Source organism: Pseudomonas sp. FW305-70 (genome assembly GCF_058783925.1).
The window spans coordinates 1-25,015 of the sequence record NZ_JBYSYZ010000013.1 but is presented as its reverse complement, the minus strand read 5'-3'; the positions used below and the strand labels follow the sequence as shown (position 1 = coordinate 25,015).

The following is a 25,015-nucleotide window of genomic DNA, read 5'->3' as shown; positions in this document are numbered from 1 at the left end:
CGCAAAACCACGCTCAAGTAACAAAACCCCCCTCGCTACAAAAATCCCCTCAGAAAAATTTCATCTTCCCCGGAACCCTTGTTCCAGGCGCCCTCCAGCCGTTTCATGATTTTTCTTGAATGCTCATCCAATAAGTTGGCCGCCTGATTGCATATGCTTGTATGTACAAGTAAAGACGTATGCGTATGAGTCACGAGGACTCAACCATCGTCCACTGATTCGCTGGTGTGCACTGATGCCCATTGGCTTGCTCGCCCACTGCCTGGGTTGGTTTGGATTGATTGCTGAGGAGTCTTTTTCGTGACTGACATTAAACCTACTAAGTTTCGTGACGTTGAAATCCGTGCCGCACGCGGTAACAAGCTGACCGCCAAGAGCTGGCTGACCGAAGCGCCGCTGCGCATGCTGATGAACAACCTCGATCCGGAAGTCGCCGAGAACCCCAAGGAGCTGGTGGTTTACGGTGGTATCGGTCGCGCTGCCCGTAACTGGGAATGCTACGACAAGATTGTCGAAAGCCTGACCAACCTGAACGACGACGAGACCCTGCTGGTGCAATCCGGCAAGCCGGTCGGCGTGTTCAAGACTCACGCCAACGCCCCGCGCGTACTGATCGCCAACTCCAACCTGGTGCCGCACTGGGCGAGCTGGGAACACTTCAACGAACTGGACGCCAAAGGCCTGGCCATGTACGGCCAGATGACCGCCGGCAGCTGGATCTACATCGGCAGCCAGGGCATCGTCCAGGGCACCTACGAAACCTTCGTCGAAGCCGGTCGCCAGCACTACAACGACAACCTCAAGGGCAAGTGGGTCCTGACCGCTGGTCTGGGCGGCATGGGCGGTGCCCAGCCTCTGGCCGCGACACTGGCTGGTGCCTGCTCGCTGAACATCGAATGCCAGCAGGTCAGCATCGATTTCCGTCTGAAAAGCCGCTATGTCGATGAGCAAGCCAAAGACCTCGACGACGCGCTGGCGCGTATCGACAAATACACCAAAGAAGGCAAGGCGATCTCCATCGCGCTGCTGGGTAACGCGGCTGAAATCCTGCCGGAACTGGTCAAGCGCGGTGTGCGTCCGGACATGGTCACCGACCAGACCAGCGCCCACGACCCGCTCAACGGTTACCTGCCGGCCGGCTGGACCTGGGACCAGTACCGCGCTCGCGCCAAGACTGAACCTGCCGCTGTGATCAAGGCCGCCAAGCAATCGATGGCCGTGCACGTCAAAGCGATGCTGGACTTCCAGAAAATGGGCGTGCCGACCTTCGACTACGGCAACAACATCCGTCAGATGGCCCAGGAAGAAGGCGTGGAAAACGCATTCGACTTCCCAGGCTTCGTACCGGCCTACATCCGTCCGCTGTTCTGCCGCGGTATTGGTCCGTTCCGTTGGGCGGCGCTGTCGGGCAACGCTGAAGACATCTACAAGACCGACGCCAAAGTAAAAGAACTGATCCCGGACGATGCCCACCTGCACAACTGGCTGGACATGGCGCGCGAGCGCATCAGCTTCCAGGGCCTGCCGGCACGTATCTGCTGGGTTGGCCTGGGCCTGCGCGCCAAGCTGGGCCTGGCGTTCAACGAAATGGTACGTAGCGGTGAGCTGTCCGCGCCAATCGTGATCGGCCGCGACCACCTGGACTCCGGCTCGGTATCGAGCCCGAACCGCGAAACCGAATCGATGCAAGACGGTTCCGACGCCGTGTCCGACTGGCCACTGCTCAACGCCCTGCTCAACACCGCGAGCGGCGCGACCTGGGTGTCCCTGCACCACGGCGGCGGCGTCGGCATGGGCTTCTCCCAGCACTCGGGCATGGTGATCGTCTGCGACGGTACCGACGAAGCGGCCGAGCGTATCGCTCGCGTGCTGCACAACGACCCGGCCACTGGCGTTATGCGTCACGCCGATGCCGGTTACCAGATCGCCATCGACTGCGCCAAGGAGCAAGGGCTGAACCTGCCGATGATTACCGGCAAGTAACGCTGTACTGCTTTATGTGGGAGCGAGCTTGCTCGCGATGAGGCCGGCACATTCAACATCTTTGTTGACTGACAAACCACTATCGCGAGCAAGCTCGCTCCCACAGAAGAGCAGCCACACATCAACTCAACGAATAATCAGAACAATCCATAGAGGTTGAACCATGGCTGTCACTGACGAACGTGCAAGTAACAAACCGTTGATCGAGAAACGCTCGATCGACTACATCCCGGAAGCGGAAAGACACGGTCGTCTGTTTAGCCAGTTCACCCTGTGGATGGGTGCCAACCTGCAAATCACCGCAATTGTCACCGGGGCGCTCGCCGTGGTGCTGGGCGGTGATGTGTTCTGGTCGCTGATCGGCCTGCTGATCGGGCAATTGCTCGGTGGCGGCGTGATGGCGCTGCATGCGGCGCAAGGCCCCAAGCTTGGCCTGCCGCAGATGATTTCCAGCCGGGTACAGTTCGGCGTGTACGGCGCGGCCATCCCGATCGTGCTGGTCTGCTTGATGTACCTGGGCTTCACCGCAACGGGAACCGTGTTATCCGGCCAGGCGCTGGGCCAGTTGTTTGGGGTCAGCGACACCGTCGGTATCCTCCTTTTCGCCAGTGTCATCGTGCTGGTCACGGTGCTCGGTTATCGGGTGATCCATTGGATCGGTCGTGTTGCCAGTGTCATTGGCGTGATTGCCTTTGTTTATCTGTTCAGCCGTCTGATCAGCCAGGTTGATGTTGGCGCTCTGTTGCAGATCCGCCACTTCAGCTGGAGCAGTTTCTTGCTCGCGGTGTCGCTCGCGGCGTCCTGGCAGATCGCCTTCGGCCCTTATGTGGCTGACTATTCTCGCTACCTGCCGAGCAAGATTTCCTCGGTGAAAACCTTTTTTGCCGCAGGCGCAGGTTCGGTCATTGGTGCACAGGTGGCGATGGTCCTCGGCGTGTTCGCTGCCGCTTCGGCCAACGGGCAATTCGCCGGCCACGAAGTGGCGTACATCGTGGGTCTGGGCGGGACCGGTGCCACCGCTGCGCTGCTGTACTTCAGCATCGCGTTCGGCAAGGTCACCATTTCCACGCTGAACTCCTACGGCAGCTTCATGTGCATCGCGACCATCATCAGCGGTTTCCGTGGAGACCTGAAAGTCACGCGCTTGCAGCGTCTGGTCTTCGTGCTGGTCATCGTCGGTGCTGCAACCCTGATGGCGTTGCTCGGCCAGCACTCGTTCCTCGGTGCGTTCAAGTCCTTCATCCTGTTCCTGCTGGCGTTCTTCACGCCATGGAGTGCGATCAACCTGGTGGACTACTACTGCATCACTCGCGAGCGCTATGACGTGCCGGCGCTGGGCGATCCGAACGGTCGCTACGGTCGTTGGAACCTTCTCGGTATCAGCGTCTATGTGTTTGGCGTGTTGGTGCAGCTGCCGTTCATCTCCACCAAGTTCTATACCGGTCCGCTGGTGGCGGCCCTGGGTGATGTGGATATTTCCTGGATCATCGGTCTGGTGATTCCCGCAGCCCTGTATTACCTGTGTGCGAAAAAATGGCACGGCACAGTGCCTGATCGTTTGATCCTGCCGGTCGAGCAGGACGCGGTCACCGAACAAAAGCTGAATGTCGGTCGCGCTGCGGCGCAGGCCTGATTGGACGTGGACAGGGCTGGATGCCTCTTGACTGCCGTAAGCCAATTCATGATTAGGAGCGTCAAAACAATGAAATCGAACAAGACCCTGCTGACCACATTGCTTTCCATGGGCCTGCTGGCCAGCGCTGGCGCCACTCAGGCGGCGGGTTGGTGCGAGTCGGGCAAACCGGTGAAATTCGCCGGTTTGAACTGGGAAAGCGCCATGCTCCTGACCGACGTGATGCAAGTCGTGTTGGAGAAAGGCTACGACTGCAAGACCGACAGCCTGCCGGGTAACTCCATCACCATGGAAAACGCCCTGAGCAGCAACGATATTCAAGTGTTTGCCGAAGAATGGGTCGGCCGTAGCGAAGTCTGGAACAAGGCTGAGAAGGCCGGCAAGGTCGTCGGTGTCGGCGCGCCGGTGGTGGGTGCGATCGAAGGCTGGTACGTGCCGCGCTACGTGATCGAAGGCGACGCCAAGCGCAAGCTGGAAGCCAAGGCGCCGGACCTGAAGAACATCGCCGACCTGGCCAAGTACTCGGCCGTTTTCAAGGACGCCGAAGAGCCATCCAAGGGCCGTTTCTACAACTGCCCGGCCGGCTGGACCTGTGAGCTCGACAACAGCGAAATGCTCAAGAGCTACGGCCTGGAAAGCACCTACACCAACTTCCGCCCAGGCACCGGCCCGGCGCTGGATGCCGCCGTGCTGTCGAGCTACAAGCGTGGCGAGCCGATCCTGTTCTACTACTGGTCGCCAACGCCGCTGATGGGCCAGGTCGACGTGGTGAAACTCGAAGAGAAACCAGGCGTGAACAAGACGGTGACCATCAAGGTCGGCCTGTCCAAGACCTTCCACGACGAAGCCCCGGAACTGGTGGCCGTGCTGGAAAAGGTCAACGTGCCGATCGACCTGCTGAACCAGAACCTGGGACGCATGACCAAAGAGCGGATCGAGTCGCCAAAACTGGCCAAGATCTTCTTGAAGGAACATCCTGAAGTCTGGCACGCGTGGGTGAGCGAAGACGCAGCCAAGAAAATCGACGCGGCCTTGTAGGTTGGGCTTCTCCGACTGCTGGCAACGGCAGTCGGACGCTTGATCGCAACCCCTTGATTGAGAGTCTCTTATGTTTCCCGAAAGCTTTACCTTTTCCATCGCCGACTGGGTCAACGGTTGGGTCGATTCGCTGGTCACCAACTACGGCGACGTGTTCCGGCACATCTCCGATACGCTGTTGTGGGCCATCGTCAATCTTGAAAGCCTGCTGCGTGCGGCGCCCTGGTGGCTGATGCTGGCGATCGTGGCGGGCGTGGCCTGGCACGCGACCCGTAAAGTCGTGACCACGTCAGTGATCGTCGGCCTGCTGTTCCTGGTGGGTGCGGTCGGCCTCTGGGACAAGCTGATGCAGACCCTGGCGCTGATGATGGTGGCAACGATCATTTCGGTGTTGATCGGCATTCCGCTGGGCATTCTCTCGGCACGCAGCAATCGCCTGCGTTCGGTGCTGATGCCGTTGCTGGACATCATGCAGACCATGCCGAGCTTCGTGTACCTGATCCCGGTGCTGATGCTGTTCGGCCTGGGCAAGGTCCCGGCGATTTTCGCCACCGTGATCTACGCCGCGCCGCCGCTGATCCGCCTGACCGATCTGGGCATTCGCCAGGTCGACGGCGAAGTGATGGAAGCGATCAACGCCTTCGGTGCCAACCGCTGGCAGCAACTGTTCGGCGTGCAACTGCCGCTGGCCCTGCCGAGCATCATGGCGGGCATCAACCAGACCACCATGATGGCCCTGTCGATGGTCGTGATCGCCTCGATGATCGGTGCCCGTGGCCTGGGTGAAGACGTGCTGGTGGGGATTCAGACCCTCAACGTCGGACGTGGCCTCGAAGCCGGTCTGGCGATCGTGATTCTGGCTGTGGTGATCGACCGCATTACACAGGCGTATGGTCGCGCACGGCATGAGGTGAGCAAATGAACAACGCAACCGTGAGCAAGATCGAAGTCAAAAACGTCTTCAAGATTTTCGGCAACCGTTCCAAGGACGCGCTGGCCATGGTCGGCCAGGGCAAGACCAAGGATCAGGTGCTGGCCGAAACCGGCTGCGTGGTCGGCGTGAACGACCTGTCGCTGAGCATCGGCAGCGGCGAGATCTTCGTGATCATGGGCCTGTCGGGTTCCGGCAAGTCGACCCTGGTACGCCACTTCAACCGCCTGATCGACCCGACCAGCGGTGCGATCCTGGTGGACGGCGTGGACATCCTGCAATACGACATGGAAGCCCTGCGCGAATTTCGCCGGCGCAAGATCAGCATGGTGTTCCAGAGCTTCGGCCTGTTGCCGCACAAGAGCGTGCTGGACAACGTCGCCTACGGCCTGAAAATCCGTGGCGAAAGCAAAGCCATGTGCGCCGAGCGTGCGCTGCACTGGATCAACACCGTGGGCCTCAAGGGTTACGAAAACAAATACCCGCATCAGCTTTCCGGCGGTATGCGCCAGCGTGTGGGCCTGGCCCGCGCCCTGGCGGCGGACACCGACATCATCCTGATGGACGAAGCGTTCAGTGCCCTTGATCCGCTGATTCGTGCGGAGATGCAGGACCAGTTGCTGGAACTGCAAAAGACCCTGCACAAGACCATCGTCTTCATCACCCACGACCTCGACGAGGCCGTGCGCATCGGCAACCGCATCGCGATCCTCAAGGACGGCCGCCTGATCCAGGTCGGCACGCCGAGAGAGATCCTGCACTCGCCGGCGGATGAGTATGTCGACCGCTTTGTGCAGCGTCGGGCGGCGGTGGTTTAAGAGGTTTGTGGTGGCTGGGCGGGCCCCTTCGCGGGCAAGCCCGCTCCCACAGTGGATCTCCGGTGTTCACAAAACCCTGTGGGAGCGGGCTTGCCCGCGAAGGCGTCAGTGAAGCTGTATCAATATTCAGGTTGTACGCAGAGGTTGAAGATGTCCCAGGCTGAAAAAATCGTTATCACCGAAGCGCAGGTCGCTTGGCAGGATGTGGTCGCCGTCGCTCGTCATGGCGCGCAGCTTGAGCTGTCGGCGCCGATCTGGGCGCGTATCGAAAACGCCCAGGCCATCGTCCAGCGCATCGTCACCAGCGGCGAACGCGCCTACGGCATCAACACCGGCCTGGGCGCGCTGTGCAACGTCTCGCTGCAGGATGAGCAACTCAGCCAATTGTCGCGCAATACCTTGCTCAGCCACGCCTGCGGCGTGGGTGCACCCCTGGCCGACGAGCAGACCCGCTCGATCATGTGCGCCGCCATCGTCAACTACAGCCACGGCAAATCCGGCCTGCACCGTCAGGTCGTCGAAGCGCTGCTGGCGCTGCTCAACCGCGGCATCACCCCGCAGGTGCCGTCCCAGGGTTCCGTGGGCTACCTGACCCACATGGCCCACATCGGCATCGCGCTGCTGGGCGTGGGCAATGTCAGCTATCGCGGGCAGATCGTTGCCGCGCAACAGGCGCTGGCCGAAGAAGGCCTGCAACCGGTCAAGCTCGGCGCCAAGGACGGTTTGTGCCTGGTCAACGGCACGCCGTGCATGACCGGCCTGAGCTGCCTGGCCATTGCCGACGCTACGCGCCTGCTGGAATGGGCCGACGTGATCGGCGCCATGAGCTTCGAAGCCCAGCGCGGGCAGATCGACGCGTTCGATGCCGAGATCATCGCGCTCAAGCCGCACCCTGGCATGCAACAGGTCGGGATCAACCTGCGCGCCTTGCTCGACGGCAGTGAAGTGATCGCCCAGAGCAAAGGCATTCGCACCCAGGATGCCCTGAGCATTCGCTCGATCCCGCAAGTGCACGGCGCTGCGCGCGATCAACTGGTGCACGCGACCAAACAGATCGAAACCGAACTCAACAGCGCCACCGACAACCCGCTGGTGCTGGGCACAGCGGACAACTACCGCGTGGTGTCCCAGGCCAACCCCCACGGCCAGTCCGTGGCAATGGCCGCGGACCTGCTGGCGATTGCCATGGCGGAAATCGGCTCGATTGCCGAACGTCGCCTGGACCGCTTGATCAACCCGCACGTCAGCGGCTTGCCGGCGTTCCTGGTGGCCAACCCGGGGGTGAACTCCGGGATGATGATCGTGCAATACGTGGCCGCTTCCCTGTGTGCGGAAAACCGCCAGCTGGCGCAACCGGCGGTGCTGGATAACTACGTGACGTCGGGCCTGCAGGAAGATCACCTGAGCCTGGGCACCAACGCGGCGCTGAAGCTGCATCGCGCCCTGGAAAACTGCACGCAGATCCTCGCCATCGAGTACCTGTTGGCGGCCCAGGCGTTTGAATTCTTGAAAGAACAACGCTTCGGCGCGGGCACCGATGCCGCTTGGCGTCTGCTGCGCGAGCGCGTTCCTGCCTATGACCAGGATCGCTGGCTGGCGCCGGACATCGCTGCCGCTGCCGGCGTTCTGAAAGACCCTGCTTTGCTGCAAAAAGCCTTACCGAACTTGAACTGATTTCCAAACAAGACCAGCGTGCCAAGGCGCCAGCCCCCTCAAGAAGGGGGAAGCGACGGACAACGGATATTTCCGGAGCGTCTGGTAGTTAACAACAAACTCTCAAAAGGAGAATGAACATGACTGCGCTTAATTTGATTCCCGGCCAACTGAGCCTTGCCCAACTGCGTGATGTCTATCAGCAACCGGTCAAAATCACCCTCGATCACAGCGCTGCAGCCCAGATCGAAGCCAGCGTGGCCTGCGTGGAGCAGATCCTCGCCGAGAACCGCACCGCCTACGGCATCAACACCGGCTTCGGCCTGCTGGCCTCGACCCGCATCGCCAGCGAAGACCTGGAAAACCTGCAGCGCTCGCTGGTGCTGTCCCACGCCGCCGGTGTCGGCCAGCCGATCAGCGACGAGCTGGTGCGTCTGATCATGGTGCTCAAGGTCAACAGCCTGAGCCGTGGTTTCTCCGGCATCCGCCGCGTGGTGATCGACGCGCTGATCGCCCTGATCAACGCCGAGGTGTACCCGCACATTCCACTGAAAGGTTCGGTCGGTGCTTCCGGTGACCTCGCGCCTCTGGCCCACATGTCGCTGGTGCTGCTGGGCGAAGGCAAGGCGCGCTACAAGGGCGAGTGGATGGAAGCCACCGAAGCGCTGAAAGTCGCCGGCCTGACGCCGTTGACCCTGGCTGCGAAAGAAGGCCTGGCGCTGCTCAACGGCACCCAGGTGTCCACCGCGTTTGCCCTGCGCGGCCTGTTCGAAGGTGAAGACCTGTTCGCCGGTGCCCTGGCACTGGGCGGCCTGACCGTGGAAGCGGTACTGGGCTCGCGCTCGCCGTTCGACGCCCGCATCCACGCGGCCCGTGGCCAAAAAGGCCAGATCGACGCGGCCGCCGCTTATCGCGATCTGCTGGGCGAGCGCAGCGAAGTCTCCGATTCCCACGAGAACTGCGAGAAGGTCCAGGACCCGTACTCCCTGCGTTGCCAGCCGCAAGTCATGGGCGCCTGCCTGACCCAGTTCCGTCAGGCCGCCGAAGTGCTGGCGATCGAAGCCAACGCCGTATCGGACAACCCGCTGGTGTTCGCCGCGGAAGGTGACGTGATTTCCGGCGGTAACTTCCACGCCGAACCGGTGGCCATGGCCGCCGACAACATGGCCCTGGCCATCGCCGAAATCGGCTCCCTGAGCGAACGCCGCATCTCGCTGATGATGGACAAGCACATGTCGCAGCTGCCGCCGTTCCTGGTGGCCAACGGCGGCGTGAACTCCGGCTTCATGATCGCCCAGGTGACCGCCGCGGCACTGGCCAGCGAAAACAAGGCGCTGTCCCATCCGCATTCGGTGGACAGCCTGCCGACCTCGGCCAACCAGGAAGACCACGTGTCGATGGCGCCGGCGGCTGGCAAGCGTCTGTGGGAAATGGCCGAAAACACCCGTGGGATTCTCGCGGTGGAATGGCTCGCGGCAGTCCAGGGCCTGGACCTGCGCAATGGTCTGAAGACTTCGCCAAAGCTGGAAAAGGCCCGCGCCATCCTGCGCAACGAAGTGCCGTTCTATGAGAAGGACCGCTTCTTTGCGCCGGACATCAATGCCGCGACCGAGCTGTTGGCTTCGCGTTGCCTGAACGAGCTGGTTTCGGCGAAGTTGCTGCCTAGCCTGTGATGGCCCCTTCGCGAGCAAGCCCGCTCCCACATGGATCGCGTTGAACCTGTAGGAGCTGGCTTGCCAGCGATTCGATTTTGCGTCGAATAAAAATAATTAAGGACGAGCAATGCAACAGCCAGCAAAGGGTTTGAAACGCGGGCTTTCTGCCCGACATATTCGCTTCATGGCGCTGGGGTCGGCAATCGGCACCGGGCTGTTTTACGGATCTGCCTCGGCCATTCAAATGGCCGGGCCTGCGGTGCTGCTCGCGTACCTGATTGGTGGCGCGGCGGTGTTCATGGTCATGCGCGCCCTCGGTGAGATGGCTGTGCACAATCCGGTGGCCGGTTCTTTCGGCCAGTACGCCAGCACCTATCTAGGGCCGATGGCGGGCTTCATCCTCGGTTGGACCTACGCATTCGAAATGGTCATCGTCGGCATGGCCGACGTCACTGCATTCGGTATCTACATGGGCTTCTGGTTCCCGGAGGTTTCCCGCTGGATCTGGGTGCTGGGCATCGTCTCGGTGGTAGGCGGCCTGAACCTGTGCAACGTCAAGGTCTTCGGTGAAATGGAATTCTGGCTGTCGCTGCTCAAGGTCGCGGCCATTGTCGCGATGATCCTGGGTGGCTTCGGCATCATGTTGTTTGGCATCAGCACGGCGCCCGGCGCCCAGGCGACCGACATCAGCAATCTCTGGAGCCATGGCGGCTTCATGCCCAATGGCGTGACTGGTTTGATCGCTTCGTTCGCGGTGGTGATGTTCGCGTTCGGCGGGATTGAAATCATCGGTGTGACCGCCGGTGAAGCCAAAGACCCGCAGCATGTGCTGCCCCGGGCGATCAATGCCGTGCCGTTGCGCATCCTGTTGTTCTACGTCCTGACGATGCTGGTGCTGATGTCGATCTTTCCATGGCAGCAGATCGGCAGCCAGGGCAGTCCGTTCGTGCAGATTTTCGACAATCTGGGCATCGGCTCGGCGGCGACCATCCTCAATATCGTGGTGATCTCGGCGGCGATCTCGGCCATCAACAGTGACATCTTCGGTGCTGGCCGCATGATGTACGGCCTGGCTCAGCAGGGCCACGCACCCAAGGGCTTCGCACGGCTGTCGCGCAACGGCGTGCCATGGATGACCGTTGTGGTGATGAGCGCCGCGCTGTTGCTCGGCGTGTTGCTGAACTACCTGATCCCGGAAAACGTGTTTCTGCTGATCGCCTCCATCGCGACCTTTGCCACGGTTTGGGTCTGGCTGATGATTCTGTTTACCCAGGTGGCCATGCGTCGTTCCATGAGCGCCGAGCAAGTCGCACAATTGAAATTCCCGGTACCGTTCTGGCCCTATGCACCGATAGCGGCGATTGCCTTCATGCTGTTCGTCTTCGGCGTGTTGGGCTACTTCCCGGACACCCAGGCGGCCCTGATAGTCGGCGTGGTGTGGATCGTGCTGCTGGTGCTGGCCTACCTGACCTGGGTGAAACCGGCGGCAGGCCAGGCTGCCCTGGTGACGCCGGCCCCGACTTTTTCTCATCGATAACCTAACGGAGGCCAAGGATGAAAACGCTCTGGCAACACTGTCACGTCGCAACCATGGCGCAAGGCGTCTACTCGATCATCGAGGATGCGGCCATCGTGACGTCAGGCGCGCTCATTGAGTGGATCGGCCCGCGCGCTGAACTGCCGGCGGGGGATTACCCGGCCGTCAACGATCTTGAAGGCGCCTGGGTCACCCCGGGACTGATCGACTGCCACACCCACACGGTGTTTGGCGGTAACCGCAGCGGTGAATTCGAAAATCGCCTGCAAGGCGTCAGCTACGCGGAAATCGCCGCCAGCGGTGGTGGCATCGCCAGCACCGTGCGCGCCACCCGCGCGGCCAGTGAAGACGAACTGTTCGCCAGTGCCGCCAAGCGCCTGAAAAGCCTGATGCGCGATGGCGTCACCAGCATCGAAATCAAGTCCGGCTACGGCCTGGACCTGGCCAACGAGCGCAAGATGCTGCGCGTGGCCCGTCGCCTCGGTGCCGAACTGCCCGTCAGCGTGCGCAGCACCTGTCTGGCCGCTCACGCCTTGCCGCCGGAATACACCGATCGCGCCGACGACTACATCGATCACATCTGCGCTGACATGCTGCCGGCCCTGGCGGCCGAAGGGCTGGTCGACGCGGTGGATGCATTCTGTGAATACCTGGCGTTCTCGCCGGCGCAGGTCGAGCGCGTATTCATCACCGCCCGGGAACTGGGCTTGCCGGTGAAGCTGCACGCCGAGCAATTGTCCTCGCTGCACGGCTCGAGCCTGGCGGCGCGTTACCACGCGTTGTCTGCCGATCACCTGGAGTTCATGACCGAAGACGACGCCATCGCCATGGCCGAGTCCGGTACTGTCGCGGTGTTGTTGCCCGGGGCCTTTTACTTCCTGCGCGAAACCCAATTGCCGCCGATGGATGCCCTGCGCAAGCACGGCGTGAAAATCGCCATCGCCAGCGACCTCAACCCGGGCACCTCACCGGGACTGTCGTTGCGCCTGATGCTGAACATGGCCTGCACCTGCTTCCGCATGACCCCGGAAGAAGCTTTGGCGGGTGCCACGATTCACGCCGCTACCGCGCTGGGCATGGCCGATACCCACGGCTCGCTGGAAGCCGGCAAGGTCGCGGATTTCGTCGCCTGGCAAATCGATCGCCCGGCCGACCTGTCGTACTGGCTGGGCGGCGACCTGGAAAAACGCGTCGTGCGCCACGGCGTCGAAACAACTCTGTAGGAGAGCCGTTGTGGATAAGGTACTTAACTTCAAACAAGGCCGCGTACCGCTGCTGATCAGCATGCCCCACGCCGGTGTGCGCCTGACCCCGGCAGTTGAGGCCGGGCTGATCCCCCAGGCGAAAAGCCTGCCGGACACCGACTGGCACATTCCGCAGTTGTATGACTTCGCCGATGAATTGGGCGCCAGTACCCTGGCAGCCGAATACTCGCGGTTCGTCATAGACCTGAACCGTCCGTCCGACGACAAGCCGCTGTACGTGGGCGCGACCACCGGCCTGTATCCGGCCACGCTGTTCGACGGCGTGCCGTTGTTCCGTGAAGGGCTGGAGCCTTCGAAAGTAGAGCGTGCGACCTATCTGGAAAAGATCTGGACGCCGTACCACAGCACCCTGCAGCAGGAACTGGCGCGACTGAAGGCCGAGTTCGGCTACGCGCTGCTGTTCGATGCGCATTCGATCCGTTCGATCATCCCGCACCTGTTCGATGGCAAGCTGCCGGACTTCAACCTCGGCACCTTCAATGGCGCCAGTTGCGATCCACAGTTGGCCAGTCAGCTGGAAGCCATCTGCGCACGTCACGACAATTACACCCACGTGCTGAACGGACGCTTCAAGGGCGGCCACATCACCCGCCATTACGGCAACCCGGGCGAGAACATCCACGCTGTGCAACTGGAGTTGGGGCAGTGCACGTACATGGAAGAGTTTGAGCCATTCCGTTATCGCGCCGATCTGGCGGAGCCTACGCGGGCGGTGCTCAAGGAGTTGCTGCAAGGGCTGCTGGCCTGGGGCGAGAAGCACTACAGCCATTAAGGCTTGGTGCGGTCTCTGTAGGAGCGAGCTTGCTCGCGAAAAACCAGAGAATGTCGTGGGGTGTCTGACTGGGCGCGTTACCGTTCACGACCATCGCGAGCAAGCTCGCTCCTACAGGTCAGGCTGCTAGTCGCCACCGTGCAAAACACGGTCGCCACAGGTCGCTTTTACCGCTCGTCTGCTGCGTATTGTTCTGGCCACGGTGCAAAAAGACACCGGCCCGACAATAATCCGCTGCCGCACGAGATCATCCTGATGAAAAGACTGTTCAGCCGCTGTTTCTCAATCTTCTGCGGCACCGCTCTGTTGAGCGCCGGCGCCATGGCTGCGGATGACGCCTCCTGCAAGACCGTGCGCATGGGCGTGGTCAACTGGACCGACGTGATCGCCACCAGTGGCATGGCCGATGTGCTGCTCAACGGTCTGGGCTACGAAAGCAGGCAAACCAGCGCCGTGCAGCAAATCATCTTTGCCGGCATCCGCGACAAGCGCCTCGACATCTTCCTCGGTTACTGGAAACCGGCGATGGACAAGAACATCGCACCCTTCGTGGCTGCCAATCAGGTCAAGGTCATGGCCAAGCCGAGTCTGGCCGATGCCCAGGCGACTCTTGCTGTGCCTGACTACGTCGCGGCTGCGGGCCTGAAAACCTTCGCCGATATCGCCAGGTTCAAAGACCAGCTCGGCGGCAAGATCTACGGCATCGAGCCGGGCAGCGGTGCCAACACCACGATCAAGACGATGATCGAGACCAATCACTTCGGCCTGAAGGACTTCAAACTGATCGAGTCCGGTGAGGCCGGGATGCTGGCGGCCGTGCAGCGGGCGGTGAATCGCAAGGAGTTCGTGGTATTCGTCGGCTGGACCCCGCACCCGATGAACATCAACATGAAGATCGACTACCTGACCGGCAGCGAAGACGTGTACGGGTCGAACGAAGGTGCGGCGACCGTATCCACCGTCACCGCCCCGGATTACGCCGAGCGCTGCCCGAACGTCAATCGGTTGCTGGAGAACCTGACGTTCACCGCTGCCCAGGAAAGCCAGCTGATGGTACCGATCATGGAGCGCCAAACGGCTCAGGATGTCGCCAGAAAATGGCTGCGCGAGCATCCCGAAGACCTGCAGCGCTGGCTGGCAGGTGTCAGCAGTTTCGATGGCAAGGACGGCGTGGCAGCGGTTCAGGCCAGCCTGAAGAACTGACCCCAAAACCTGTAGGAGCGAGCTTGCTCGCGATAAACCTGAGAGCGCCGAGGGATATCAGGCTTACCGCGTTATCGTTGACGATCATCGCGAGCAAGCTCGCTCCTACAAGGGGTGGGCGCCACACATACCTCTGAACGGGCACCCGGCTCATGGCTTCTTACCCGCTTTCCAGGCAGATGACGGCATTCGTCGAGAAAACCGTCAGTTTCAACAGCGCCGACAGCAGCCTCGCCGGATTGCGACTGGCCTACAGCGAGATGTGCCGGGCGTTTACTCCGGCACGTCCCGCCGGGTTGTATGTGGTCGACTTCGTGTTGTCCGGCGTTGCCGTCCGTTCCTATCAGCCACCGGCCAGCGCAGCGTCGTGCATCGTTTACCTGCATGGCGGTGGCTGGGTGGTGGGGGACCTGGACTCCCATGACTTCATCTGCGCCGAACTGGCATCGACACTCGGTGTGCTGGTGATCGCCGTCGATTATCGCCGGGCACCGGAGCATCCTTTTCCCGCTGCGTTCGATGATTGCCTGAAGGTCTGGCGGGCGCTGCGCACCGGGCCCTTTCAACTCGATCCGGAGCGCATGCTGGTGGCCGGTGACAGTGCCGGTGGCAATCTCGCAGCAGCGTTGTGCCTGGCACTGCGCGATGCCGGCGAGCCGTTGCCGTGCGCGCAGGTTCTGATCTATCCGGGGTTGGGCGGCGATCACCGGTTGCCATCGCGCAGTGAGTGCGTCGACGCGCCGTTACTCAGCAGCAGTGACGTCGATTGCTATCACGCCCTTTACCTGCGGGGCGCCCGCCATCCGAGCGCCTATGCCATGCCATTGCTCGCCACGGATTTCAGGGGATTGCCCCCGGCCTGGATCGCCGTGGCGCAATTCGACCCGTTGCGTGATGACGGCGTGCGGTATGCCGAGCGACTGAACGCTGCGGGCGGGGCTGCCACGCTGTATGTCGGCGAGGGCCTGGTTCATGGCTGTTTGCGGGCCCGCGGGCAGGTGGCCGAGGTCGATGAGCTGTACCAGGCCCTGTTCGGATACCTGGCGGCAAAACTCTGACTCCGCAGGGGCATGCTCATTGACGTAATTCGGGTTTATGATGCCGGACGGCAGAATAATAGAAGTCCCCCCAGGGATGACCTCGACCCCATACGGAGTGCGCAATGCAGACTTTGTACCCGCAGATCAAACCCTACGCCCGGCACGATCTGGCCGTCGACGAGACCCACACGCTGTATGTCGACGAAAGCGGTTCACCGGAAGGTTTGCCGGTGGTGTTCATCCACGGCGGCCCCGGTGCCGGATGTGATGCCCAGAGTCGTTGCTTCTTCGATCCCAACCTCTATCGCATTGTCACTTTCGATCAGCGCGGTTGCGGTCGCTCCACCCCCCACGCCAGCCTGGAAAACAACACCACCTGGGATCTGGTCGCCGATCTGGAGCGGATTCGCCAGCACCTGGGCATCGACAAATGGGTGCTGTTTGGCGGCTCCTGGGGTTCGACCCTGGCGCTGGCCTATGCGCAAACCCATCCTGAGCGTGTACATGGTCTGATCCTGCGCGGAATTTTTCTGTGCCGTCCGCAGGAAATCGAATGGTTCTATCAGGCTGGCGCGAGCCGTCTGTTCCCCGATTACTGGCAGGACTACATCGCGCCGATCCCGCTGGATGAGCGCGGCGATTTGCTCACCGCGTTCCACAAGCGTCTGGTTGGCAACGACCAGATTGCCCAGATGCACGCGGCCAAGGCCTGGTCCACCTGGGAGGGCCGTACTGCGACCCTGCGTCCGAACCCGCTGGTGGTCGATCGCTTCTCCGAGCCACAGCGTGCCTTGTCGATTGCCCGCATCGAATGCCACTACTTCAGCAACCACGCCTTCCTGGAACCGAACCAGTTGATCCGCGACATGGGCAAGATCGCCCATTTGCCCGGCGTGATCATCCATGGCCGCTATGACGTGATCTGCCCGCTGGATAACGCCTGGGAATTGCATCAAGCCTGGCCGAACAGCGAACTGCAGGTCATCCGCGATGCCGGTCATGCCGCTTCCGAACCGGGCATCACCGACGCGCTGGTCCGCGCCGCCGATCAGATGGCCCGGCGTCTGCTCGACCTGGCGCCTGACGAGGCATGAAGGGTCTGCTGCAACGGGTGCGTGGCGCACGAGTCGAGGTTGCCGGCGAAGTCGTGGGTGCCGTTGATCAGGGATTGCTGGTCCTGGTGGCCGTTGAGCCAGACGATACGCGGGCCAGCGCCGACAAACTTCTTAATAAACTGCTTAACTATCGGGTGTTCAGTGACGCTGAGGGCAAGATGAATCTGTCCTTGGCGGATGTGGGCGGCGGGCTGCTGCTGGTCTCTCAGTTCACCCTGGCTGCCGATACCCGAAGCGGGCTGCGTCCGGGTTTCTCGACTGCGGCCCCTCCGGCCCTGGGTGAGGAACTGTTCGACTATCTATTAAGCAAAGCGAAACAGGTGCATGGCACTGTGGCATCAGGTAGATTCGGCGCGGATATGCAGGTGCACCTGGTCAATGATGGGCCGGTCACCTTCCTGTTACAGACCTGAAAGCGCTTGAAACAAGTTTTTAAGCTCATTTCGACTGAAAACAGGGCTTTATCGCGATAAATACTTTGTTACCCCTGATGCGTTGTAACGCGGCCTACTAGATAATCGCGCGCTACGGGGATCAGCGTTCGTTGGTCCATTTTGACTTAGGTAGAGACTTGTCTGGATCCGATTGGGGAATCATTTCGCCCCAGCGGAGTCGGAACAATGCTCGCCAACTTGGCAAGAGTGGTTTGCAAGGGCGGTTTTTTCAGACCGTGCACCGTGCAGACCCTTTAACTGGCCGTTGGTTTTTTGATCTGTTTTCGGCGAGGGTTGCTCGTGATTGTTAGTCCCTGTAACGCACCAAAATTGTCTGCCAAACGGTTACGCAGCGCCCTGGTAGCGGGCTCTGCACTGCTCTGCCTGCTCAGCGCCGGCCAGCTTTGGGCATTCAGTCTGGATGATGTATCGGCCAAGGCAAAAGAGCTGGCCGCGCAGAAATACGAAGCGCCGCGCAGTAACCTGCCGAACGAGTTCCGCGAAATGAAGTTCGCGGACTACCAGAAAATTCGTTTTCTGACGGAAAAAGCCGAATGGGCTGATCAGAAGACGCCGTTCAAGCTGTCCTTCTATCACCAGGGCATGCACTTCGATACGCCGGTGAAAATCAACGAAATCACGGCGAACACCGTCGAAGAGATCAAATACGATCCAAGTCGTTTCGACTTCGGCGATGTGAAATTCGACCCGAAGGCCACCGAGCAACTGGGCTACGCCGGTTTCCGTGTGCTGTACCCGGTCAACAAGGCCGACAAGCAAGACGAAATCATGACCATGCTCGGCGCGAGCTACTTCCGCGTCGTCGGCAAGGGTCACGTCTATGGTTTGTCCGCTCGCGGCATGGCCATCGATACCGCCTTGCCGTCCGGCGAAGAATTCCCGCGTTTTCGCGAATTCTGGATTCAACAGCCCAAGCCGGGCGACAAGCACCTGGTGATCTTCGCCCTGCTGGACTCTCCGCGTGCCACCGGTGCCTATCGCCTGACCCTGCGTCCGGGCAGCGACACCATCGTCGACGTCAAGGCACAGATGTTCCTGCGTGACAAGGTCGGCAAGCTGGGCATCGCCCCGTTGACCAGCATGTTCCTGTTCGGCGCCAACCAGCCATCGAAAGTACTGAACTACCGCCGCGAACTGCACGACTCCAGCGGCCTGGCGATCCATGCCGGCAACGGCGAGTGGATCTGGCGTCCGCTGAACAATCCGAAACACCTGGCGGTGAGCAACTTCAGCGTGGAAAACCCGCGCGGTTTCGGCCTGCTGCAACGTGGCCGCGACTTCAGCCACTACGAAGACCTCGACGACCGCTACGACAAGCGCCCAAGCGCCTGGATCGAGCCGAAGGGTGACTGGGGCAAGGGCACCGTCGACCTGGTCGAGATTCCGACCGCCGACGAAACCAACGACAACATCGTGGCCTTCTGGAACCCGGAAAAATTGCCGGAACCTGGCCAGCCGCTCGATGTCGCTTATCGTATGCACTGGACCATGGACGAGGCGGCGATTCACGCGCCGGACAGTGCCTGGGTCAAGCAGACCCTGCGTTCGACCGGTGACGTCAAGCAGTCCAACCTGATTCGTCAGCCCGATGGCAGCGTTGCCTACCTGGTGGACTTCGAAGGCCCGTCCCTGGCGGCATTGCCGGCCGATGCCGAGGTTCGCAGCCAGGTCAGTGTCGGCGACAACGCCGAGCTGGTGGAAAACAGCGTGCGCTACAACCCTGAAACCAAGGGCTGGCGCCTGACCCTGCGGATGAAGATCAAGGACCCGGGCAAGTCCACCGAGATGCGTGCCGCGCTGGTGCAGAACATCGTGCCGGCGGACCTGGCCAAGACCTCGATTCCGTCGTCCAACTCGTCGGTTGCCAAGGCCGACAAGGTTGCCGCCAAGCAACAAGAGAAAGCGGACAAGGAAGCCAGGCAAGCAGAGGCCAAGCAGGCTGAAGCCAAGCCTGTTGCAGATGCCAAGGACAAGGCCAATACAGACGCCAAGCAGCCTGTCGCTGCCGACGCGGCCCCAGCCACACCGGAATCGGCGCCGACTGAAGAAGTCCTGACCGAGACCTGGAGCTATCAGTTGCCTGCCGATGAGTAACTCTCAAGTACGGCCAGAAACTCTTTCCGAGTATCTGGCGCATCTGCCGATGACCGACGAGCAGCGCGCGGAACTCGCGGGCTGCCAGTCTTTCAGCGAATTGCACGAACGCCTGTCGTCTTCGACGTTCGACGCCCCGACCGAAGCCGCCCAGGCTTCGGTCGGCAAACGCCTGACCCTGAGCACCGCCGAAGAGCTGCAGGACGCGGAAATGCTGGTGCTCGACGCCAACGGCCGGGTCTGCCTCAAGGCGACCCCGCCGATCCGGCGGACCAAGGTCGTGCCGGAGCCGTGGCGCACCAACATTCTGGTGCGTGGCTGGCGGCGGATGACCGGTCGTACCAACCCGCCGAAGCCGCCGAAGGACGAACGTGTGCTGCCGGCCGCGCGCTGGCGTACCGTCGGTTCGATCCGTCGCTACATTCTGTTGTTGCTGATGCTCGGCCAGACCATCGTCGCCGGCTGGTACATGAAAGGCATCATGCCGTACCAGGGCTGGTCGTTCGTCGACCTCAACGAAGTGCTGCACCAACCGCTGCTGCAAACCGCCACGCAAGTGCTGCCTTACGCTTTGCAGACCAGCATCCTGATCCTGTTCGGTATTCTGTTCTGCTGGGTATCGGCCGGTTTCTGGACCGCGCTGATGGGCTTCCTCGAATTGCTGACTGGTCACGATAAATACCGTATTTCCGGTAAAAGTGCCGGTAACGAGCCGATTCCAAAGGATGCGCGCACCGCACTGGTGATGCCGATCTGCAACGAGGACGTGCCTAGGGTGTTCGCCGGCCTGCGGGCGACCTTCGAGTCGGTTGCGGCCACGGGTGACCTGGACCGCTTCGATTTCTTCGTCCTCAGCGACAGTAACGACGCCGATATCTGTGTTGCCGAGCAACAGGCCTGGCTGGACGTCTGCCGCGAAGCCGGTGGCTTCGGCAAGATCTTCTATCGCCGCCGTCGTCGTCGCGTAAAACGCAAGAGCGGCAACCTCGACGACTTCTGCCGTCGTTGGGGCGGTGACTACAAGTACATGGTCGTACTCGACGCCGACTCCGTGATGAGCGGCGAGTGCCTGACCAGTCTGGTGCGCCTGATGGAAGCGACGCCGGACGCGGGGATCATCCAGACCGCGCCACGGGCGTCGGGCATGGACACCCTGTATGCGCGCATGCAGCAGTTCGCCACTCGCGTGTATGGCCCGCTGTTCACCGCCGGCCTGCACTTCTGGCAACTGGGCGAGTCGCACTACTGGGGCCACAACGCGATCATCCGCATGAAGCCGTTTATCGATCACTGCGCCCTGGCGCCGTTGCCCGGTAAAGGCGCGTTCTCCGGTTCGATCCTGTCCCACGACTTCGTGGAAGCCGCGCTGATGCGTCGTGCCGGTTGGGGCGTGTGGATTGCCTACGATTTGCCGGGCAGCTATGAAGAACTGCCGCCGAACCTGCTGGACGAACTCAAGCGTGACCGTCGCTGGTGCCACGGCAACCTGATGAACTTCCGCCTGTTCCTGGTAAAAGGCATGCACCCGGTACACCGTGCGGTGTTCCTGACCGGCGTGATGTCCTACCTGTCGGCGCCGCTGTGGTTCTTCTTCCTGGTGCTGTCGACCGCGCTGCTGGCGGTCAACACGCTGATGGAGCCGCAGTACTTCCTCGAACCGCGCCAGCTCTATCCGCTGTGGCCACAATGGCACCCGGACAAGGCGATTGCGCTGTTCTCGACCACCATCGTGCTGCTGTTCCTGCCGAAGCTGCTGAGTATCATCCTGATCTGGGCCAAGGGCGCAAAAGAGTTCGGCGGCAAGTTCAAGGTGACCCTGTCGATGCTGCTGGAGATGCTGTTCTCCATGCTGCTGGCGCCGGTGCGGATGATCTTCCACACCCGTTTCGTCCTCGCCGCGTTCCTCGGCTGGGCCGCGACCTGGAACTCGCCGCAGCGTGACGACGACTCCACGCCGTGGAGCGAAGCGGTCAAGCGCCACGGCCCGCAAACCCTGCTGGGCTTCTTCTGGGCCCTGCTGGTGATCTGGCTGAACCCGAGCTTCCTGTGGTGGCTGGTGCCGATCGTCGGTTCGTTGATGCTGTCGATCCCGGTATCGGTGATCTCCAGCCGTGTCGGCCTGGGCCTGAAGTCCCGTGACGAGAGCCTGTTCCTGATCCCTGAGGAATACAATCCGCCGCAGGCCTTGCTGGCCACCGACCAGTACACCCACGAAAACCGCTGGCACGCGCTGAACGACGGCTTCGTCCGTTCGGTGGTCGATCCGCAGCAGAACGCCCTGGCTTGCTCGCTGGCGACCTCGCGGCACAATCAGGCTGAGCCGATTGAGTGGTTGCGCATCGAGCGGGTGCGGCACGCGATGAAGGTTGGACCTGAAGGCCTGACCAACAACGAGCGTGTGCAACTGTTGAGCGACCCGGTGGCCTTGGCTCGCTTGCACGAGCAGGTCTGGAACGAAGGTCACCCAGAGTGGCTGGGTGCCTGGCGCAAGTCGGTGAAGGCCGATCCCCATGCACCGTTGCTGCCGCTCAAGCCGATGAGCGAACAGCCTCAGTTGGCATGATAAAAAAACCCGCGAAAGCGGGTTTTTTTATGGCTTGAAGTTTGTTCTTGAACTTGCGCCAGATTCTGTAACAGCGGTGTCTGGTCGATCGCTTTCGCGGGCAAGCCCGCTCCCACAGGGGACCGCATTTCAGTGTGGGAGCGGGCTTGCTCGCGAAGGCATCACCTCGGTCCTGAGTGAGCCGAGGTCTGCAGATCACCTCAAACCCTGAACTTGCCCACCAGCATCTGCAAATGCGTCCCCAGTCGTGCCAGCTCAACGCTGGACGCTGCCGTCTCTTCACTGGCTGCCGAGGTCTGATCCGACACATCCCGCACGTTCAGCACGCTGCGGTTGATCTCTTCGGCCACGGCGCTTTGCTGTTCGGCGGCAGCGGCGATCTGCTGGTTCATCGCCTGAATCGCCGAGACGGTGCGGGTGATGCTTTCCAGTGAGCCACCGGCACGGCGGGTCAGTTCGACACTGCTGTCGGTCAGGGTGCGGCTGTTGTCCATGATGGTCGCCACTTGCTGCGTGCCGTTTTGCAGGCCGACGATCAGCTCTTCGATCTCTTCGGTGGATTTCTGGGTGCGCTGGGCCAGGCTGCGGACTTCGTCGGCGACCACGGCAAACCCACGTCCGGCTTCACCAGCACGGGCTGCTTCAATCGCGGCGTTGAGCGCCAGCAGGTTGGTTTGCTGGGCCACGGACTTGATCACGTCGAGCACGCTGCCGATCTTGTCGCTTTCGCGCTTGAGTTCGCCCATGGCCTCGGTGGAGTGGCCGACTTCCGCGGCCAGGCGCTCGATCTGGGCGATGGCTTCGCCCACCACTTTGTCACCCTCACGGGCCTGCTGGTCGGCGGCGACGGCGGCTTCGGAGGCCTCTTCGGCGTTGCGTGCCACTTCCTGCACGGTGGCGGCCATTTCATTCATGGCGGTGGCGACCTGATCGGTCTCGACTTTCTGGCTGTTGACCCCGGCGCTGGTCTGCTCGGTGACCGCGGACAGCTCTTCAGCGGCGCTGGCAATCTGCGTGACGCCATCGCTGATGCCGCCGATCAGTTCGCGCAAGCCTTGGGTCATGCTCTGCATGGCGCGCTGCAACTGGCCGAGTTCGTCGCGACGTTGCGACGTCAGATTGTGGGTCAGGTCGCCGCTGGCAACGCGCTCAGCGACAGCCAGGGTCTGGTTCAACGGAATGATGATCTGCCGGGTGATGGCCCAGGCGGCCAGCAGGCCGAAGGCGATGGCCAGAACGGTGGCAAGGGTCAGCATGTTCTTGGCGTGGGCGGCGTCGGTGTCGCGCACGACGGTTTGCGAGAGGGTGAGTTTCTGGCTCATGTCCAACAGGATGTCGCCTTGGGCGGACATGCGTACCAGGGCCTTGGCGCTGGCCACCTGGGAGTCGCGGAACTGGCTGACGGCGGCGCGGTAGGCCTTCAGTGAATCAGTCGCCTGTTGCAGGTTGGCGATGTGTTCTTCAGGCAGTTTGGCCGGCAGGCTCTCGAGGTTCTTCAGGGCGTTGTCGATCGCGTCGAGGGCTGGCTGTTCGGCTTCGCTCTTGCCGCTGTAGGTGTAGCCGCGAACCTGGAAGCGCGCCTGCTGGATCAGTTTGCTCAGGTCGATCACGCTATTGAATGCTGCGACGTTGTCACCTTGCAGCATGGATTTTTCCACTTCGGCGACGCGGGCCACGGCGTTGTCGGCGGTGGCGCCGAGTTTGCTGCGGGCATCTTCACGCTGGGCGCCGGCCTGGGTCATGTCGTTGAAGGCTCGACGGTATTCGGCGACAGCGGCCAGTTGTTGATCGACCATGGCGGTGTCGGCCGGTTGTTCGATCAGGCCACGGGCGGTCTGCAGCCCGCTTTCGAGTTTGCCCAGCAGATCGTTGACGGCCCCGGGGCCTTGTTCACCGCGACGCATCTCGTAATCCAGGCGTGCAATGCGCAGGTCCTTGGTCAGGTCGTTGAGGCTGGCGATGAACCCCAGTTTATCGCCACGGCTGGTGACGCCGCTCAGGCCGCTCCAGCCGGTGAAGGTGATCAGCAGGGTCAGTAACAGCACCAGACCGAAGCCGATCCCCAGCTTGCGTTTGACGCTGACGTTTCCCAGATTCTCGGCTAGCCATTGGTGCATGCTGAATCTCCCCGGACCACAATTTGGTTTTATGGGGGATGTATCGGCAGGGGAGCCTGAATCTGTAGGCGCTGCCCGATGTACGGACGGATGATGACTTGTGGGAGCGGGCTTGCTCGCGAAAGCGGAGTGTCAGTCGGCATTGAAGGCACTGACACACCGCTTTCGCGAGCAAGCCCGCTCCCACAGGGGAATATGTCCGGGATTAGAAAAGTCGGGCCAGCAGCGCGGTCACGGCGGTTTCGACGCGCAGGATGCGCTCGCCCAGTTGTACCGGTTGCAGGCCGGATTTGCCCAGCAGGTCGATCTCGTAGGGAATCCAGCCACCCTCGGGGCCGATGGCCAGGGTCACCGGTTCGCTGAGTGCGCGAGGGCAGGGCGGGTAATTGCCGGGATGCCCGACCAGGCCGAGGGTACCTTCGGTGATCGCCGGCAAACGGTCCTCGACGAACGGCTTGAAGCGCTTCTCGATGACGACTTCCGGCAGCACGCTGTCCCGGGCCTGTTCGAGGCCGAGGATCAATTGCTCGCGAATGGCCTCAGGCTCCAGGAAGGGGGTCTGCCAGAAGCTCTTCTCGACGCGATAGCTGTTGACCAGCACGATACGTGGCACACCCATGGCCGCCACGGTCTGGAACACCCTGCGCAGCATCTTGGGGCGTGGCAGGGCCAATATCAGGGTCAGCGGCAGCTTGGCCGGTGGCGGCTGGTCGAGGGTGACGCGCAATTCCGCTTCGTCGGCGTCCAGGCGCAGCACTTCGGCCGAGCCCATCAGTCCGCCGATCCGCCCTACGCGCATGCTGTCGCCCACTTCGCAGCGGTGGACTTCCTGCATGTGGGTCAGCCGGCGATCACGCAGGATCGCCCGGTCGGCCGCAATGAAGTCGGCCTCTTCAAGGAGCAGCAGGTTCACGCTTGGGTCGCTGGCGGCTGGTCGTTGTGATCGTCAGCCGGTTGGTCGTCCGGATGCTCGCCACGTTTGCTGATCAGGCTGCTGAACAGGATGCCGATTTCAAACAATAGCCACATTGGCACGGCCAGCAAGGTCTGCGAGAAGATGTCCGGCGGCGTCAGGATCATGCCGACCACGAAGCAGCCGATGATCACGTACGGGCGAATCTTCTTCAGGTATTTGACGTCGAC

General features: G+C 61.7%; 19 protein-coding genes and 1 pseudogene. 16 read left to right on the top strand and 4 right to left on the bottom strand.

What is annotated here, in order from left to right:
- Positions 1–300: 300 nt before the first annotated feature.
- The 16 genes from hutU (at position 301) to mdoH (ending at position 21,755) form a co-directional block, all read left to right on the top strand.
- On the top strand, positions 301–1,983 hold the full coding sequence (hutU, locus tag AC3WN7_RS12495; protein ID WP_095964583.1) for a urocanate hydratase: 1,683 nt from the start codon (positions 301–303) through the stop codon (positions 1,981–1,983).
- 163 nt (positions 1,984–2,146) lie between these two features.
- A complete protein-coding gene (locus AC3WN7_RS12490; RefSeq protein ID WP_095964584.1) occupies positions 2,147–3,616 on the top strand; it encodes a purine-cytosine permease family protein in 1,470 nt (489 codons plus the stop codon).
- Between the two features lie 69 nt (positions 3,617–3,685).
- Positions 3,686–4,654 carry an ABC transporter substrate-binding protein gene (locus tag AC3WN7_RS12485; protein WP_095964585.1) on the top strand — a complete coding sequence of 323 codons (969 nt, stop codon included), beginning with the start codon at positions 3,686–3,688 and terminating at the stop codon, positions 4,652–4,654.
- A 70-nt stretch (positions 4,655–4,724) separates the two neighbouring features.
- Positions 4,725–5,576: an ABC transporter permease gene (locus AC3WN7_RS12480; protein ID WP_007975541.1), complete on the top strand. Its 852-nt coding sequence runs from the start codon at positions 4,725–4,727 to the stop codon at positions 5,574–5,576.
- A complete protein-coding gene (locus AC3WN7_RS12475) occupies positions 5,573–6,403 on the top strand; it encodes a quaternary amine ABC transporter ATP-binding protein (RefSeq protein ID WP_015093103.1) in 831 nt (276 codons plus the stop codon). Before AC3WN7_RS12480 ends, AC3WN7_RS12475 begins: the two co-directional genes overlap by 4 nt.
- A 150-nt stretch (positions 6,404–6,553) precedes the next feature.
- A complete protein-coding gene (gene hutH / locus AC3WN7_RS12470; RefSeq protein ID WP_102673904.1) occupies positions 6,554–8,077 on the top strand; it encodes a histidine ammonia-lyase in 1,524 nt (507 codons plus the stop codon).
- Between the two features lie 119 nt (positions 8,078–8,196).
- Positions 8,197–9,729, top strand: a complete 1,533-nt coding sequence (hutH, locus tag AC3WN7_RS12465) for a histidine ammonia-lyase (protein ID WP_007975546.1) — start codon at positions 8,197–8,199, stop codon at positions 9,727–9,729.
- A 109-nt stretch (positions 9,730–9,838) separates the two neighbouring features.
- Positions 9,839–11,248, top strand: coding sequence for an amino acid permease (locus AC3WN7_RS12460; protein ID WP_102673903.1), 1,410 nt, complete (start codon positions 9,839–9,841; stop codon positions 11,246–11,248).
- A gap of 17 nt (positions 11,249–11,265) precedes the next feature.
- Complete coding sequence (hutI, locus tag AC3WN7_RS12455) at positions 11,266–12,471, top strand: imidazolonepropionase (RefSeq protein ID WP_102673902.1); 1,206 nt, start codon at positions 11,266–11,268, stop codon at positions 12,469–12,471.
- Positions 12,472–12,481: 10 nt separating this feature from the next.
- The gene (gene hutG / locus AC3WN7_RS12450; RefSeq protein WP_095964590.1) at positions 12,482–13,285 is read left to right on the top strand and encodes an N-formylglutamate deformylase; all 804 of its coding nucleotides are present in this window, start codon (positions 12,482–12,484) and stop codon (positions 13,283–13,285) included.
- Between the two features lie 255 nt (positions 13,286–13,540).
- A complete protein-coding gene (locus AC3WN7_RS12445) occupies positions 13,541–14,488 on the top strand; it encodes a choline ABC transporter substrate-binding protein (protein ID WP_102673901.1) in 948 nt (315 codons plus the stop codon).
- A gap of 152 nt (positions 14,489–14,640) precedes the next feature.
- On the top strand, positions 14,641–15,546 hold the full coding sequence (locus AC3WN7_RS12440; protein ID WP_102673900.1) for an alpha/beta hydrolase: 906 nt from the start codon (positions 14,641–14,643) through the stop codon (positions 15,544–15,546).
- Positions 15,547–15,650: 104 nt separating this feature from the next.
- A complete protein-coding gene (pip, locus tag AC3WN7_RS12435) occupies positions 15,651–16,622 on the top strand; it encodes a prolyl aminopeptidase (RefSeq protein ID WP_095964593.1) in 972 nt (323 codons plus the stop codon).
- Entirely contained in the window at positions 16,619–17,056 is a 438-nt protein-coding gene (dtd, locus tag AC3WN7_RS12430) for a D-aminoacyl-tRNA deacylase (RefSeq protein WP_015093112.1), read from the top strand. Before pip ends, dtd begins: the two co-directional genes overlap by 4 nt.
- Before the next feature lie 321 nt (positions 17,057–17,377).
- A complete protein-coding gene (locus tag AC3WN7_RS12425) occupies positions 17,378–19,192 on the top strand; it encodes a glucan biosynthesis protein G (RefSeq protein WP_095964594.1) in 1,815 nt (604 codons plus the stop codon).
- Positions 19,185–21,755, top strand: coding sequence for a glucans biosynthesis glucosyltransferase MdoH (gene mdoH, locus AC3WN7_RS12420; RefSeq protein ID WP_102673899.1), 2,571 nt, complete (start codon positions 19,185–19,187; stop codon positions 21,753–21,755). Before AC3WN7_RS12425 ends, mdoH begins: the two co-directional genes overlap by 8 nt.
- A 200-nt stretch (positions 21,756–21,955) precedes the next feature.
- Here the strand turns inward: mdoH and AC3WN7_RS12415 are convergent, their stop codons facing one another.
- From AC3WN7_RS12415 to AC3WN7_RS12400, 4 genes and pseudogenes are all read right to left on the bottom strand, one after another.
- Positions 21,956–22,669 (bottom strand): methyl-accepting chemotaxis protein, encoded by a 714-nt coding sequence (locus AC3WN7_RS12415; RefSeq protein WP_371317841.1) that lies wholly within the window; start codon positions 22,667–22,669, stop codon positions 21,956–21,958.
- Between the two features lie 141 nt (positions 22,670–22,810).
- Positions 22,811–23,872 (bottom strand): annotated as a pseudogene (locus AC3WN7_RS12410) (methyl-accepting chemotaxis protein); the annotation flags it as partial.
- Positions 23,873–24,077: 205 nt separating this feature from the next.
- On the bottom strand, positions 24,078–24,785 hold the full coding sequence (locus AC3WN7_RS12405; protein WP_102673897.1) for a 16S rRNA (uracil(1498)-N(3))-methyltransferase: 708 nt from the start codon (positions 24,783–24,785) through the stop codon (positions 24,078–24,080).
- Positions 24,782–25,015, bottom strand: a 234-nt coding sequence (locus tag AC3WN7_RS12400) for a twin-arginine translocase subunit TatC (protein WP_173862061.1), incomplete at its 5' end; no start/stop codon positions are given. The genes AC3WN7_RS12400 and AC3WN7_RS12405, both read right to left, overlap by 4 nt.